General features: G+C 67.4%; 14 protein-coding genes. 13 read left to right on the top strand and 1 reads right to left on the bottom strand.

The genetic code is table 11. The annotated features are described in order from the left end of the window. The first annotated feature begins 5 nt into the window (after positions 1-5). From aroC to nusB, 6 genes are all read left to right on the top strand, one after another. Positions 6-1,205, top strand: coding sequence for a chorismate synthase (aroC, locus tag PV772_RS02850; protein ID WP_347885303.1), 1,200 nt, complete (start codon positions 6-8; stop codon positions 1,203-1,205). A 59-nt stretch (positions 1,206-1,264) separates the two neighbouring features. Beyond that, positions 1,265-1,774 carry a shikimate kinase gene (locus tag PV772_RS02845; RefSeq protein WP_246839679.1) on the top strand — a complete coding sequence of 170 codons (510 nt, stop codon included), beginning with the start codon at positions 1,265-1,267 and terminating at the stop codon, positions 1,772-1,774. Further along, the gene (gene aroB, locus PV772_RS02840) at positions 1,771-2,862 is read left to right on the top strand and encodes a 3-dehydroquinate synthase (protein ID WP_347885285.1); all 1,092 of its coding nucleotides are present in this window, start codon (positions 1,771-1,773) and stop codon (positions 2,860-2,862) included. The genes PV772_RS02845 and aroB overlap by 4 nt, the downstream gene beginning before the upstream one ends. After that, a complete protein-coding gene (locus PV772_RS02835) occupies positions 2,862-3,380 on the top strand; it encodes a tetratricopeptide repeat protein (RefSeq protein ID WP_141160346.1) in 519 nt (172 codons plus the stop codon). The genes aroB and PV772_RS02835 overlap by 1 nt, the downstream gene beginning before the upstream one ends. Before the next feature lie 171 nt (positions 3,381-3,551). Beyond that, positions 3,552-4,115, top strand: a complete 564-nt coding sequence (gene efp, locus PV772_RS02830) for an elongation factor P (RefSeq protein ID WP_141160347.1) — start codon at positions 3,552-3,554, stop codon at positions 4,113-4,115. Beyond that, positions 4,115-4,525, top strand: coding sequence for a transcription antitermination factor NusB (nusB, locus tag PV772_RS02825; RefSeq protein ID WP_347885284.1), 411 nt, complete (start codon positions 4,115-4,117; stop codon positions 4,523-4,525). The genes efp and nusB overlap by 1 nt, the downstream gene beginning before the upstream one ends. Positions 4,526-4,596: 71 nt before the next feature. Here nusB and PV772_RS02820 read toward each other — a convergent pair whose 3' ends face one another. Next, positions 4,597-5,859, bottom strand: a complete 1,263-nt coding sequence (locus PV772_RS02820) for a PrsW family intramembrane metalloprotease (protein WP_347885283.1) — start codon at positions 5,857-5,859, stop codon at positions 4,597-4,599. 178 nt (positions 5,860-6,037) lie between these two features. On the opposite strand from PV772_RS02820, the gene pyrR reads away from it, so the two are divergent. The 7 genes from pyrR to pyrF are packed head-to-tail and all read left to right on the top strand — an operon-like array spanning position 6,038 to position 14,897. Further along, a complete protein-coding gene (gene pyrR, locus PV772_RS02815; protein WP_141160350.1) occupies positions 6,038-6,625 on the top strand; it encodes a bifunctional pyr operon transcriptional regulator/uracil phosphoribosyltransferase PyrR in 588 nt (195 codons plus the stop codon). Then, positions 6,622-7,647 carry an aspartate carbamoyltransferase catalytic subunit gene (locus tag PV772_RS02810; RefSeq protein ID WP_347885282.1) on the top strand — a complete coding sequence of 342 codons (1,026 nt, stop codon included), beginning with the start codon at positions 6,622-6,624 and terminating at the stop codon, positions 7,645-7,647. Before pyrR ends, PV772_RS02810 begins: the two co-directional genes overlap by 4 nt. Then, complete coding sequence (locus PV772_RS02805) at positions 7,647-8,987, top strand: dihydroorotase (protein WP_347885281.1); 1,341 nt, start codon at positions 7,647-7,649, stop codon at positions 8,985-8,987. Before PV772_RS02810 ends, PV772_RS02805 begins: the two co-directional genes overlap by 1 nt. Then, complete coding sequence (locus tag PV772_RS02800; protein ID WP_141181646.1) at positions 8,987-9,505, top strand: hypothetical protein; 519 nt, start codon at positions 8,987-8,989, stop codon at positions 9,503-9,505. Before PV772_RS02805 ends, PV772_RS02800 begins: the two co-directional genes overlap by 1 nt. Positions 9,506-9,524: 19 nt before the next feature. Next, complete coding sequence (carA, locus tag PV772_RS02795) at positions 9,525-10,712, top strand: glutamine-hydrolyzing carbamoyl-phosphate synthase small subunit (RefSeq protein WP_347885280.1); 1,188 nt, start codon at positions 9,525-9,527, stop codon at positions 10,710-10,712. Next, entirely contained in the window at positions 10,712-14,026 is a 3,315-nt protein-coding gene (carB, locus tag PV772_RS02790; RefSeq protein WP_141160355.1) for a carbamoyl-phosphate synthase large subunit, read from the top strand. The genes carA and carB overlap by 1 nt, the downstream gene beginning before the upstream one ends. Next, positions 14,019-14,897, top strand: a complete 879-nt coding sequence (gene pyrF, locus PV772_RS02785) for an orotidine-5'-phosphate decarboxylase (RefSeq protein ID WP_347885279.1) — start codon at positions 14,019-14,021, stop codon at positions 14,895-14,897. Before carB ends, pyrF begins: the two co-directional genes overlap by 8 nt. Positions 14,898-14,911: the final 14 nt, after the last annotated feature.

Genomic DNA, 14,911 nt, shown 5'->3' with positions numbered 1-14,911 from the left:
TGGAAATTATGCGTTGGTTGACTGCCGGTGAATCCCATGGCCCGGCTCTGATGGGAATTATTGAAGGCGTCCCCGCCGGTGTGGAAATCACCGGCGGCCACATCGCAGACTCCCTGGCCCGCCGCCGGCTTGGCTACGGGCGGGGGGCCCGGATGAAGTTCGAGCAGGACGTGGTCACTATCCTCGGCGGTGTCCGGCACGGCCTGACCCAGGGCGGTCCCGTCGCCATCCAGGTGGCGAACACCGAATGGCCCAAGTGGGAGCAGATCATGTCCGCCGACCCGGTGGAACCCGGACTCCTCGCCGACCAGGCGCGCAACGCGCCCCTGACGCGGCCGCGCCCGGGGCACGCCGACTTCACGGGCATGCAGAAGTACGGCTTCGACGAAGCCCGCCCGGTGCTGGAGCGCGCCAGCGCACGGGAGACCGCCACCCGCGTGGCACTGGGGACCGTGGCGGCCCAGTTCCTCAAGCACCTCGGCATTGAACTTGTCAGCCATACCGTGTCCATCGCCAGCGTGACGGTACCCGAAGGCCGCCCGCTGCCCGTGCCCGGTGACGTCATCGCCCTGGACACGGACCCCCTGCGCTGCTTCGACCGCGAAACTTCGGACGCCATGGTGGCCGAAGTGGATGCTGCGCACAAGGAAGGCGAAACCCTGGGCGGCGTGGTGGAAGTCCTGGCGTACGGGCTACCGCCCGGACTGGGCAGCTACGTGCACTGGGACCGCCGCCTGGACGCCAGGCTGGCGGCCGCCCTCATGGGCATCCAGGCCATCAAGGGGGTTGAGGTCGGCGACGGCTTCCTGACCGCTGCACGCCGTGGCTCCGCTGCCCACGACGAAATCGTCCGGGACGGCGACGGCCGCATTGTCCGCGCCAGCAACCGCGCCGGCGGCATCGAAGGCGGCATGAGCATCGGCGATGTCCTCCGGGTCCGCGCAGCCATGAAGCCCATCGCAACCGTTCCGCGCGCCCTGCGGACCATCGACGTCAGCACCGGGGAGCCGGCCAAGGCACACCACCAGCGCTCGGATGTCTGCGCAGTTCCGGCTGCCGGCGTGGTGGCCGAGGCCATGGTGGCCCTGGTCCTCGCTGAAGCCGTCATTGAAAAGTTCGGCGGTGACTCCGTGGCGGAAACCGCGCGCAACATCAAGGGTTACCTGGACAGCATCCCGGTATCCCTGGACTCGATCGGCCAGTAGTGCTCCACCGCAGCAGTCCCGGACCTCTCGGCGACCGGCCGATAGTGCTCATCGGCCCGATGGCCGTGGGAAAATCGGCCATCGGACAGCAGCTCGCCCAGCAGGTGGGCGCCAGGTTCATCGACACGGACGCGGTGATCGTGGCCGGCCACGGGTCCATCGCGGACATCTTCGCAGGACGCGGCGAGCACGCGTTCCGGGAGATCGAGGCCCGGACCGTCGCCGACGCCGTCGAGGAAGCCGAAGGCACACCCACGATAATTTCGCTAGGCGGCGGGGCTGTACTCGACTCGGGAACGCAGCAACTGATCAGCCGCTGCACCGTTGTGTACCTGGAGTGCGACGCCGATACCGTGGCGGACCGGATAGCCCGGAACTCCGGCCGTCCCCTCCTCGCCGGCGATGCCATGGGCCGCTGGACGGCAATGTTCGCCACCCGCAGGCCGGTCTACGAGAGGCTGGCCGACATCACCCTGGACGTCCGCCACGGCTCAATACCTGAGCTCGGCGGCCGGCTGGAAGCAGCACTGCGGAACCACGCAGCTGCCAAACAGGAAGTTGAAAAGTGAACACGCAATCAACAGTCATCAACGTCACCGGCGAAGGTGCCGGCAACAACTACGGCGTCGTCGTCGGGCGCGGCCTCCTTGGTGACCTTCCCGGGCTGCTTGGGGAGCGCGTCCGGCGGGTCCTGGTGATCCACCCCCGTGCCCTGCGCCTCACCGGAGACACTGTCCGGGACGAGCTCGCCGCTGCCGGCTTCACCTCCCTCACCGCCGAAATCCCGGACGCGGAAGAAGGCAAGCACATCCAGGTGGCCGCTTTCTGCTGGCAGGTGCTCGGCCAGAACGATTTCACCCGCTCCGATGCCATTGTTGCCGTGGGCGGGGGCGCGGTGACCGACCTTGCCGGCTTCGTCGCCGCCACCTGGCTGCGCGGGGTCAAGGTCATCCACATGCCCACCAGCCTGCTGGGCATGGTGGACGCGTCCGTGGGCGGCAAGACCGGCATCAACACCGCTGAGGGGAAGAACCTGGTGGGTGCCTTCCACCCGCCCGCTGCCGTCCTGGCGGACCTGGACACCCTGGACACGCTGCCCAGGAACGAGATCATTTCCGGCCTGGCCGAGGTCATCAAGTGCGGCTTCATCGCCGATCCCGCCATCCTTGACCTGGTCGAAACGGACCCCGCCGCGGTGGTGGACCCCCGCTCCGAAGCGCTCCGCGAACTCGTTGAACGGGCCATTGCGGTCAAGGCGAAGGTGGTCTCCGAGGACCTCAAGGAATCCGGCCTCCGGGAGATCTTGAACTACGGCCACACCCTGGGCCACGCCATCGAACTGGTGGAACGCTACTCCTGGCGGCACGGGGCCGCCGTGTCCGTCGGGATGATGTTCGCCGCGGAACTCGCCCGCAGCGTCGGGCGGCTCAGCGATGCCGACGCCGACCGGCATCGGAGCATCCTTGACGGGCTTGGGCTTCCGGTCACCTACCGGCGGGACCGGTGGCGGGGCCTGCTCGACGGTATGCGCCGTGACAAGAAATCCCGGGGGGACCTGCTGCGCTTCGTCGTCCTGGACGGCATCGCCAAGCCCGGAATCCTCGACGTCCCGGACACGTCGCTGCTGTTTGCCGCCTACCAGGAGATTGCTTCCTGATGCAGGGCGATATGAGTGGGACCGCTGACTGGCCAGAGGCCGGCTTCCCGGGGATCAGGATCAACCCGGATACCCTGCGCGCGCAGATCATCAACGAGGACGCGGTCAGGGAGGCCCTGGCTGCCTCCACCGACCCTGCCGACCCGATCTTCGTGCTGCTCGTGGAGGGCCATGCCTCCGACGCCGCCGAACTGCTTGCCGAAGCCCGGTTCAAGGACCCGGAATCATTCCGGCTGCGCCTTTTCGAGGCCGAGGTGCTGAGCGTCTCGCACCGGATGGACCGCGCCATCGAGTTGTTCCGCCAGCTCGTCGCCGAGGTGCACGGGACACCCCGCGAAGCGCCCGCATTGCAATACCTGGGACGCACCCAATACGCGGCCGGCCAGACGTCGGCCGCCGTTGAGTCCTTCTCCAAGGCCCTGGACCTCCGGGTGGCACAGTCAGCGGATGCGGCCCAGATCTACTCCTCCACCGTGGCCTTGCAGCGCGCCCGGGACGTCCTGGACCTGGCCTGCTGAGCCCCGTCCCGCAGCACCGGAAAGGCTTCCCGGTATTTACCGGTAGAATGGTTGTGGAATTTTTGCATCCACGCGATTTTTGACAAACACGTGCAGGCGGGCCGTTGCGGCGTGCCCGCCCGGCATACAGCATCTGACCACGCGGCCAGACAAAGAAACCAGAGGAAACCAGTGGCAACCACTAACGACATTAAGAACGGAACGGTCCTGAAGCTCGAGGGCCAGCTCTGGAACGTCATCGAATTCCAGCACGTCAAGCCCGGCAAGGGCGGCGCCTTTGTGCGGACCAAGATGCGCAACGTGATGTCCGGCAAGGTTGTTGACAAGACGTTCAACGCCGGGCTCAAGATCGAGACGGCCACCGTAGACCGCCGTGACTACCAGTACCTGTACCAGGACGGTGCGGATTTCGTCTTCATGGACACCTCCGACTACGACCAGATCACCGTCTCCGGCGCCACGGTTGGCGACGCCACCAACTTCATGCTCGAAAACCAGATGGTCAACATTGCCATCCATGACGGCAACCCCCTCTACATCGAACTGCCGCCGAGCGTCGTCCTCGAAATCACCTACACGGAGCCGGGCCTGCAGGGCGACCGCTCCTCCGCAGGCACCAAGCCGGCCACCCTGGAGACCGGCTACGAAATCCAGGTCCCGCTGTTCATCGAGAACAACACCAAGGTCAAGGTGGACACCCGCGACGGCAGCTACCTGGGCCGGGTTTCTGAGTAGTGAGCGCCCGCGGTAAAGCCCGCAGCAGGGCACTGGATGTTCTTTTCGAAGCGGAGCAGCGCTCTATTTCGGCGTTCGACGTGCTTCGCGCACGCCGCGAAAAGACCGACCAGGTGGTCAACCCCTACACCGTGGAAATCGTTGAAGGCGTAGTCTCCCAGCAGGCGGCCATCGACGAGTTCCTGGAGACTTACTCGCAGGGCTGGACCCTGGAGCGCATGCCCTCCGTGGACCGAATCATCCTGCGCATTGGCACCTGGGAGCTCCTTTACAACGACGACGTCCCTGACGGGGTGGCGGTCAGCGAGGCAGTTGCGCTGGCCAAGACGTTGTCCACCGACGAGTCTCCGCAGTTCATCAACGGCCTGCTGGGCCGGCTGCAGCAGCTGAAGCCGTCACTGCTCGCCTGACCCAAGGACAATGCACCGTGACAGCAGAAGGCCCCGCCACCGGCGGGGCCTTCTGCGTTGACGGCCGGTCGTCAGCCGGCCACCGCCGCGCGCAGGGAGAGGATGTGCTGGAGTTGCTGCCTTTCTTCGGCCTGGTGCAGCGGCACGTCGCGTCCACTGAGGATGCGCTGCCGGGTGTTGGCCAGCTGGGTGGCTGCCTTCAGGAATTGCTTCATCTGTCGTTTCCGTCCCGACCTTGCAGCCCACGCCAGGGCCGTGCGCCGGCCACCCACCGTAGCCAGCAACTGGACTTCGGCCGGGGTGAACCAGCCCGCGGCCGAGTACTCCAGCAGGCGCTGGCGGGTCAGGCGTTTCTCCGCCACCCGCAGGAAGATGATGCCGGCCACCGCGAGCAGGAAGATCGGTACCTGGACCACGATGTAATCCAGCAGGAACCCCTGGCCCATGCTGTTCCACCTGTTATGCAGGAACATGGCCGGCAGCAGTCCCACGAAGAATGCACCTATTGATGCGCCCGTATGCCAGCGCCGGGCGGCGAAACCCATCACCAGGCCCGTGGTGCCGGTGAAGATCGCATGGGCGAACGGGGACATGACGCCGCGGAGGAAGAAGACCTGGGCGAGGCCGCCGGCAGGGGATGCGGACTCTGCAATGGCACGGCCAAAGTAGAGGATGTTCTCGGTGAACGCGAATCCGCCGGCGATGGTGAAGGCGAACACCACGCCGTCCACGGGGCCGTCGAATTGCCGGCGCGCCGCGAGGAGGAGGATCAACAATCCAAGCGATTTGGCGAATTCCTCAACGATGGGCGCCTGCACTGTTGCCATGTAGGTCCGCAGGTCCGGTTCTCCGGTGAACTGGAACGCGAAGACGAAGAACGGCTGGATCAACAGCGTCACGGCAACGGACACCGCCGCACCCCACGTGAAAGCGAAGAACAGCAGGCGCCTGGGCTCCGGCTCCCACCTGTCGATGATGTGGACGGCGGCCAGGACCACGGCCAGGGGGACCAGGGACGCCAGGAAGCCGATCAGGAAGCCTGCGGCCCCGGTGTTGGACAGCAGGAACGGCACCACCAGGAACAGGCTGAGGAACGCCAGTATGCCGCCGGCGACCGACAGGCCTGCCAGGCCGCCGCGAAGCCGCGGCGCCGTTGCCCGGGCAGGGGCCATCACGGCCAGCGGCTGGCCCTGGTGGCCCGGGGCGGTCCGGTAGTGCTCCGGGTGTACGTGGCCCATCCAGCTGGGATTGGCCTGCTGCGGCAGGGGGCCGGGCGTGCCGCGGTAGGGGTCGTCGGGAAGCCCGGAAGGGGGTTGCTGCGGGTACATCGCCATATCCGAAAGCCTAGGCGCGTACCTCCGCACCACAAAGAACCCCCGCATCGGACCGCTGGAATGTGATCAGCGCCGCGTTCCCACGGCACCGGACCGGGAAAGTCCGTGTGGTAATTTTGAACAGCAAACATTCCTTTTTTAATTCCGTCCTGTGAGGCGGGGAAAGGGGAGACGAGCGTTGACATCTGTCACCAGCGCACCGGTTCCAGCCAGGGTTGTCCTCAGCCAGGCGGACATTGACCGGGCCCTCACTCGTATCGCCCATGAGATCCTCGAAGCCAACAAGGGGTCCCGGGACCTGGTCCTGTTGGGCATTCCCCGCCGCGGATACCCGCTGGCCGTGCGTCTCGCCGAAAAAATCGCTGCCGCAGACAACACCGTCGATGCCGCCGCCATCGTGGGCCAGCTCGACGTCACCATGTTCCGGGACGACCTCTCCCACCAGGGCACGCGGCCGCCGTACCCCACCAGGCTGCCCCGGACCGGCATCGACAACAAAGTCGTGGTGCTGATCGACGACGTCCTTTATTCGGGCCGCACCATCCGCGCCGCGCTGGACGCCCTCGTTGACCTCGGCCGCCCCCGGATCGTCCGGCTCGCGGTCCTGATCGACCGGGGCCACCGCGAACTCCCCATCCGCGCCGACCATGTAGGCAAGAACCTGCCTACCTCCTCCGCGGAAAAGGTCAGGGTCCGGCTGGAAGAAACGGACACCTCCGACGCCGGCGCGCCGGTCAACGAAGTCGTCATTGAGGGCGGCGCATGAAACACCTCCTGTCCACCGGGGACCTGAGCCTTTCGAACGCCATCCGCATCCTTGACACTGCCGAGGAAATGTCGGCCGTGGGCGAGCGGGAAGTGAAGAAGCTTCCGGCGCTGCGCGGCCGCACCGTGGTCAACCTGTTCTTCGAGGACTCCACCCGCACCCGCATTTCCTTCGAAGCCGCGGCCAAGCGGCTCTCTGCCGACGTCATCAACTTCGCCGCCAAGGGATCCTCCGTCTCCAAGGGCGAGTCCCTCAAGGACACGGCCCAGACCCTGTCCGCCATGGGTGCTGACGCCGTCGTGATCCGTCACTGGGCGTCGGGCGCACCCCACCGCCTGGCCGCCACGGACTGGATCGATGCAGCCGTGATCAACGCCGGTGACGGCACCCACGAGCACCCCACCCAGGCCCTCCTGGACGCCTTCACCATGCGGCGGCACTGGGCCCGCCTGGCCGGAACGGGCTCCGAAGGAACGGACCTCAAGGGCATGCGGGTGGCCATCGCCGGTGACGTCCTGCACTCCCGCGTGGCCCGCTCCAACGTCTGGCTGCTCCGGACCCTGGGAGCGAAAGTCACGCTCGTGGCGCCGCCCACCCTGCTGCCGGTCGGCGTCGACAAGTGGCCCTGCAGCGTCAGCTACGACCTGGACCAAACCCTCGCAAACGGCGTGGACGCCGTCATGATGCTCCGCGTCCAGGGCGAACGCATGAACGCGTCGTTCTTCCCAAGCACCCGCGAATACTCCCGCCGCTGGGGCTTCGACGACAACCGGCTCCGGGCCCTGGACGACCTGGGCATGACGGACACCATCATCATGCACCCGGGCCCCATGAACCGCGGCCTGGAGATCAGCGCCGCCGCCGCGGACTCGCCGCGCTCCACCGTCCTGGCCCAGGTCCGGAACGGCGTGTCCGTGCGGATGGCCGCACTGTACCTGCTGCTCTCCGGGGACACCCGGGAACCAGCCGCAACCCGGGCACCGGCGTTCGCCGCTGCCCCGTCCACCAAGGAGAGCAACTGATGGCAGGCAACACCGGAACGTACCTCATCCAGGGCGCCGCCATCCTGGGCGGCGAACCCACCGACCTGCTGGTCCGCGACGGCATCATTGCCGAGATCGGCCACGGGCTGTCCGCTGATGGTGCCACCGTCATCGACGCCGCCGGGCTGGTGGCCCTGCCGGGCATGGTGGACGTCCACACCCACCTCCGCGAACCCGGCCGCGAGGACGCCGAGACGGTCGAGACCGGAACGCGCGCAGCGGCGCTGGGCGGCTACACCGCCGTGCACGCGATGGCCAACAGCACTCCTGTGGCCGACACCGCGGGTGTGGTGGAGCAGGTCTACACCCTCGGCCAGGCAGCAGGGTGGGTGGACGTCCGCCCGGTAGGCGCGGTCACCGTCGGCCTGGCGGGGGAGCAGCTTGCCGAGCTGGGCGCGATGGCCGATTCCCGCGCCCGGGTACGGATGTTCTCCGACGACGGCATTTGCGTCCACGACCCCGTGCTGATGCGCCGCGCGCTGGAGTACGTCAAGGCGTTCGACGGCGTGGTGGCCCAGCACGCCCAGGAACCGCGCCTGACCGCCGGTGCCCAGATGAACGAAGGCGACGTCTCGGCCGTCCTGGGCCTCACCGGCTGGCCCGCCGTGGCCGAGGAAAGCATCATTGCCCGCGACGTCCTCCTGGCCCAGCACGTCGGCTCGCGCCTGCACGTCTGCCACGTGTCCACGGCAGGATCTGTGGAGATCATCCGCTGGGCCAAGGAACGCGGCATCGACGTCACGGCGGAGGTCACCCCGCACCACCTGCTGCTGACCGACGACCTGGTCCGCAGCTACGACCCCGTCTTCAAGGTCAACCCGCCGCTGCGCACCGACGCGGACGTCCAGGCGTTGCGCGCCGGCCTGGCAGACGGCACGATCGACGTTGTGGGTACCGACCACGCACCGCACCCCAGCGAGCACAAGGAATGCGAGTGGGCGCAGGCTGCCATGGGCATGACCGGACTGGAAACCGCCCTGTCCGTGGTCCAGCACGCCATGATTGAGACCGGACTGATGACGTGGGCCGACTTCGCCCGGGTCACCTCCAGCGCGGCAGCGAAGATCGGGCGGCTGGCCGACCAGGGCAGGCCCATCGAAGCGGGGGAACCAGCCAACCTCATCCTGGTGGATCCGGCCGCGCGCTGGACGGTGGACCCCTTCAAGATGGCCACCATGGGCCGCAACTCGCCCTTCAAGGGCAGGGAACTCCCGGGCAAGGTGGTGGCAACCTTCTTCAGGGGCCACCCCACGGTCCTCGACGGTGCCCTCAACACGCCCCACCCGGACTCCGCCGCAACCCCCGCAGGCGCTGCCTGATGGATAAGATCCTTCCCGGCCTTGCCATGCTGGCGGTGGTCGCCGTCGTGTTTGTCCTCCTCGCAGTGGGCTGGCGCAACCGCCTTAAGCGCCAGTCCGACGTCGAACAACTGCCCCCGGCGCCCTCCGCCCCGGGCGAGCCCACCGCCGCCGCCGAAGGGCAGTACGTGGCCACCACGACGGCCGGTGACTGGCTTGACCGGATCGCCGTGCACGGGCTGGGCATCCGCACCAACTCCACCCTCGAGGTGTACCCGCACGGCGTCCTCTACGGGCGGTCCGGCGCACCTGCGCTGTACATCCCCGCAGCCTCCCTCACCGAAGTCCGCCAGGACAGCGGCATGGCAGGGAAGTTCGTGGAAAAGGACGGCCTCCTGGTGCTCGGATGGACGCACGGCACGCATGAACTGGATACCGGCTTCCGAACCCGCCGCGCCGCGGACAAGGACGTGCTGTACCAGGCCCTTCAGGAATTGATTTCGTCAGCCCCAGCGGCTGGTGCCACCAGTGGAAAGTAAGACAGTGAAAGCGAATACATTGACAGCAACCACCTCCGCTCCGGCAGCCCTGGTCCTCGAAGACGGACGCATTTTCCGCGGCACCAGCTACGGTGCCACCGGCACCGCCCTGGGCGAGGCCGTCTTTGCCACCGGCATGACCGGCTACCAGGAAACCATTACCGATCCCTCTTACGCCCGCCAGCTGGTGGTGCAGACGGCGCCGCACATCGGCAACACCGGCGTGAATGATGACGACGCCGAGTCCCGGCGCATCTGGGTGGCCGGCTACATTGTCCGCGACGCCGCCCGCCGTCCCTCCAACTGGCGCTCCGAGCGGTCGCTGGACGAGGAGCTGGTGGCCCAGGGCATCGTCGGAATCCAGGGTGTAGACACCCGCGCCATCACCCGGCACCTGCGTGAGCATAAGACCATGCGCGCCGGCATCTTCTCCGGCGAGGCGGCGCAGGGCACCGACAAGGAACTGCTCGACGCCGTCCTGGCCAGTGCCCCCATGGAGGGTTCGCGCCTGGCCGAGGAAGTCAGCGTCGACGAAGCCTATGTGGTGGAACCCAAGGACCACGGCTGGGAGGGTGAACCCCGCTTCAGCATCGCGGCGATCGACCTCGGCATTAAGGCCATGACGCCGGTCCGGTTCGCCGAGCGCGGCGTCCGGGTCCACGTACTTCCGGCCACCGCCACCCTCGAGGACGTCAAGGCCGTCAACCCGGACGGCTTCTTCATGTCCAACGGCCCGGGCGACCCCGCCACCGCCGACGCCCAGGTCAAGCTCCTGCGCTCTGTCCTGGACGAGAAGCTGCCCTACTTTGGCATCTGCTTCGGCAACCAGATCCTGGGCCGCGCACTGGGCTTTGGCACCTACAAGCTCCGCTACGGCCACCGCGGCATCAACCAGCCCGTGATGGACCGCCGCACCGGCAAGGTGGAAATCACCTCCCAGAACCACGGTTTCGCCGTGGACGCACCGCTCGACGGCGCCACCCAGGCTCCGGAGGCACGCTACGGCCGGGTGGAAGTCACCCACATCAGCCTGAACGACGACGTCGTGGAAGGCCTCGCCTGCCTGGACATCCCGGCCTTCTCCGTCCAGTACCACCCCGAGGCTGCGGCCGGCCCGCACGACGCCGCCTACCTGTTCGACCGGTTCATCGACCTGATGGCGGACACCAAGACCGCCAACCACAACAAGACTGAGGACAAGAAGTAATGCCGAAACGTACAGATCTCAAAAGCGTCCTCGTCATTGGTTCCGGCCCGATCGTCATCGGCCAGGCCGCCGAATTCGACTACTCCGGCACGCAGGCCCTGCGGGTCCTCAAGGAGGAGGGCCTGCGCGTCATCCTCGTGAACTCCAACCCGGCCACCATCATGACCGACCCCGAGTTCGCCGACGCCACCTACGTTGAACCCATCACTCCCGAGGTGGTGGAGAAGATCATCGCCAAGGAGCGCCCCGACGCCGTGCTTCCCACCCTGGGTGGCCAGACCGCGCTGAACACCGCCATCGCCCTGGACAAGAACGGTGTGCTGGAGAAGTACAACGTGGAGCTGATCGGCGCGAACATCGCCGCGATCGAACTCGGCGAGGACCGCGAAAAGTTCAAGGGCGTCGTGGAGCGCTGCGGCGCCGAATCCGCCCGCAGCCACATCATCCACACCATGGACGAGGCCCTCAACGCCGCCGGTGACCTCGGCTACCCGATGGTCGTCCGCCCCTCCTTCACGATGGGCGGCCTGGGCTCCGGCCTGGCCTACAACGAGGATGACCTGCGCCGCATCGTCGGCCAGGGCCTGCAGTACAGCCCAACCAGCGAGGTGCTGCTCGAAGAGAGCATCCTGGGCTGGAAGGAATACGAGCTCGAGATGATGCGGGACAAGAACGACAACGTGGTTGTCGTCTGCTCCATCGAAAACTTCGACCCCGTAGGCGTTCACACCGGCGACTCCATCACCGTGGCGCCGGCCCTGACCCTCACCGACCGGGAGTACCAGAAACTCCGCGACGTAGCCATCGCCGTGATCCGTGAAGTGGGCGTTGACACCGGCGGCTGCAACATCCAGTTCGCCATCGACCCCGCCACCGGCCGCGTGGTGGTCATCGAAATGAACCCCCGCGTCTCCCGCTCCTCTGCGCTGGCATCCAAGGCAACCGGCTTCGCCATCGCCAAGATCGCCACCAAGCTCTCGCTCGGCTACACCCTGGATGAGATCCCCAACGACATCACCCAGAAGACCCCGGCGTCCTTCGAACCCACCCTTGACTACGTGGTGGTCAAGGTCCCGCGGTTCGCCTTCGAGAAGTTCCCGGCCGCGGACGACACCCTGACCACCACCATGAAGTCCGTGGGCGAAGCCATGGCCATGGGCCGCAACTTCACCGAAGCCCTGCAGAAGGCGCTCCGCTCCCTCGAACAGAAGGGTTCGCAGCTGGACTTCAGCAGCGTCCCGGAATACGAAGTGGCAGAGCTTATCGAGAAGGCCAAGCGTCCCACCACCGAACGCCTGCACCAGGTCCAGCGCGCCCTCCTGGGCGGCGCCACCGTGGAACAGCTCTTCGAAGCGACCAAGATCGACCCCTGGTTCCTGGACCAGCTCCAGCTGCTCAACGAGATCTCCCACGAAATCCGGCAGGCCGGAGCCCTCACCAAGGAGATGCTGCAGCGTGCCAAGCGCCACGGCTTCTCCGACGAGCAGATCGGCGCCCTGACCCACAACTCCGAGGCCGTCGTCCGCGGTGTCCGGCAGGCCCTGGGCATCCGCCCCGTCTACAAGACCGTTGACACCTGCGCCGCCGAGTTCGCCGCGTACACCCCGTACCACTACTCGGCCTACGACGAGGAGGACGAGGTTGCGCTGCACTCCAAGCCGTCCATCCTGATCCTCGGTTCCGGCCCCAACCGCATCGGCCAGGGCATCGAATTCGACTACTCCTGCGTCCACGCCTCCATGGCGCTGCGCAAGGCCGGCTACGAGACCGTCATGGTCAACTGCAACCCGGAAACCGTCTCCACCGATTACGACGTCTCCACCCGCCTGTACTTCGAGCCGCTCACGCTCGAGGACGTGCTGGAGGTCATCGCGGCAGAGGAACGTACCGGCGGCGTCATGGGCGTCTTCGTCCAGCTCGGCGGCCAGACCCCGCTGAAGTTGGCGCAGCAGCTGGCTGACGCCGGCGTGCCGATCCTGGGCACCTCCCCGGAGGCCATCGACCTCGCGGAGCACCGCGGCGCCTTCTCCCGCGTGCTGGACAAGGCCGGCCTGGTGTCGCCCAAGAACGGCACCGCCGTCTCCTTCGAGGACGCCAAAAAGATCGCGGACGAGATCGGCTACCCCGTCCTGGTCCGCCCGTCCTACGTGCTGGGCGGCCGCGGCATGGAAATCGTCTACGACGAGCCCAACCTCTCCCGCTACATCGCCAACGCCACCGAAATCACCCCGGACCACCCCGTGCTGATCGACCGGTTCCTCGAGGACGCCGTCGAAATCGACGTCGACGCCCTCTACGACGGCACCGACATGTACCTGGGCGGCATCATGGAACACATCGAGGAAGCCGGCATCCACTCCGGCGACTCCGCCTGTGTCCTGCCTCCGATCACCCTGGGCGGCAACGTCATCGAGCGTGTCCGCGTGGCCACCCGCGCCATCGCCGAAGGCGTGGGCGTCCGGGGCCTGATCAACATCCAGTTCGCGCTGGCCTCGGACGTGCTGTACGTCCTGGAAGCCAACCCCCGCGCCTCGCGGACCGTGCCGTTCGTGTCCAAGGCCACCGGCGTCCAGATGGCCAAGGCCGCGGCCCTGATCGGCACCGGCGTGACCATCAACCAGCTCCGCAGCGCCTACAAGATGCTGCCGGAGTCCGGCGACGGTTCAACCCTGCCCCTTGACGCCCCCGTGGCCGTCAAGGAAGCGGTGCTCCCGTTCAGCCGGTTCCGCACCCTCGAAGGCAAGGTGGTGGACTCCCTGCTCGGACCCGAGATGCGCTCCACCGGCGAAGTCATGGGCATCGACAAGCACTTCGACACCGCCTTCGCCAAGAGCCAGGCCGGTGCCAACAACGCCCTGCCCACCGAGGGCAAGGTCTTTGTCTCCGTGGCCAACCGGGACAAGCGCTCGGTGATCATGGCGGTCAAGCGCCTCTCGGACCTTGGCTTCGAGATCGTCTCCACCGGCGGCACGGCGGACGTTCTGCGCCGCAACGGCATCCAGGCCACTCCAGTCCGCAAGGTTGCCGAGGGCAGCAGCGCCGAAGGTGAGGGCACCATCGCCGACCTGATCGTGGCGGGGGAAATCGATATGGTCTTCAACACGCCCTCCGGTGGGGAGGCGCGCAGCGACGGCTACGAGATCCGCGCCGCGGCAACCTCCATCGGCATCCCGTGCATCACCACCGTGGCCGAATTCAACGCCGCGGTCCAGGCCATCGAAGCCATGCGCACCTACCAGTGGTCCGTTACCAGCCTGCAGGAACACGCGGCAGCCCTCGCGGAATCGCAGAAGGCGGCCCTGCAGCATGCCTGAGCAGGTATCCGGCACCACCCCGGGGCCAGGCACCGGCCGGGAGTCCTTCGGCTCCCGGCTCGGCGCAGCCATGGCCGCCCGCGGCCCGCTCTGCGTCGGCATCGACCCACACCCCTCCCTGCTGAAGGCATGGGGGCTGGACGATGACGCCGCCGGACTGCGCCGGTTTTCGCTGACGGCTTTGGAGGCAGTGGCTTCCCTCGCTGCCGCGGTGAAGCCGCAGGTGGCACTTTACGAGCGCCACGGATCGGCCGGCCTGGCCGTCCTGGAAGAGATCCTGGCTGAAGCCCGCAACCAGTCGGTACTCACCGTCGCCGACGCCAAGCGCGGCGACATCGGCTCCACCATGGCCGCCTACGCCGACGCCTGGCTCCGGGACGGCTCCCCGCTCGCCGCCGATTCCGTCACGCTCAGCCCCTACCTCGGCTTCGAGTCACTGCGCCCCGCGCTGGACCTCGCGGCGGAAACCGGGCGCGGCGTATTCGTGCTGGCACTGACGTCCAACCCCGAAGGCGCCTCGGTCCAGCACGTCGGCGGAAAGGATTCCGTGGCCCGCCGGATCACGGAGGCCGCGGCCGCGGAGAACTCACGGTACGCCGGAAGCCTCGGCTCCGTCGGCCTGGTGGTCGGCGCCACCGTGGGGAGCGCCCTGGCAGACCTGGAACTGGACCTCGCCGCCGTCCGTGGACCCATCCTGGCACCCGGGCTCGGTGCCCAGGGGGCTACCCCGGCCGGGCTGAGGACCACGTTCGGCGACGCCTACCCGCTCGTCCTGGGAACATCGAGCCGCGACATCCTCGCGGCGGGACCGGAAATCCGCGGACTGCGTGAGGCCGCCCTGCGGACGCTGGCGGGACTGCGGGGCGAATAGGCCGCCAATTGTCC

The sequence above is a fragment of the Pseudarthrobacter sp. CC12 genome, assembly GCF_039907755.1.
In the GTDB taxonomy this organism is placed as follows: Bacteria; Actinomycetota; Actinomycetes; order Actinomycetales; family Micrococcaceae; genus Arthrobacter; species Arthrobacter niigatensis.
This window is presented reverse-complemented; position numbering and strand designations above follow the sequence as displayed.

Excerpts from the sequence above, each read along its gene's own strand:
- PV772_RS02810 (WP_347885282.1), top strand. The coding sequence starts at position 6,622 with ATGAAACACCTCCTGTCCACCGGGGACCTGAGCCTTTCGAACGCCATC.
- pyrF (WP_347885279.1), top strand. The coding sequence starts at position 14,019 with ATGCCTGAGCAGGTATCCGGCACCACCCCGGGGCCAGGCACCGGCCGG.
- carB (WP_141160355.1), top strand. The coding sequence starts at position 10,712 with ATGCCGAAACGTACAGATCTCAAAAGCGTCCTCGTCATTGGTTCCGGC.
- PV772_RS02800 (WP_141181646.1), top strand. The coding sequence starts at position 8,987 with ATGGATAAGATCCTTCCCGGCCTTGCCATGCTGGCGGTGGTCGCCGTC.
- PV772_RS02820 (WP_347885283.1), bottom strand. The coding sequence starts at position 5,859 with ATGGCGATGTACCCGCAGCAACCCCCTTCCGGGCTTCCCGACGACCCC.
- PV772_RS02805 (WP_347885281.1), top strand. The coding sequence starts at position 7,647 with ATGGCAGGCAACACCGGAACGTACCTCATCCAGGGCGCCGCCATCCTG.
- PV772_RS02835 (WP_141160346.1), top strand. The coding sequence starts at position 2,862 with ATGCAGGGCGATATGAGTGGGACCGCTGACTGGCCAGAGGCCGGCTTC.
- PV772_RS02845 (WP_246839679.1), top strand. The coding sequence starts at position 1,265 with ATGGCCGTGGGAAAATCGGCCATCGGACAGCAGCTCGCCCAGCAGGTG.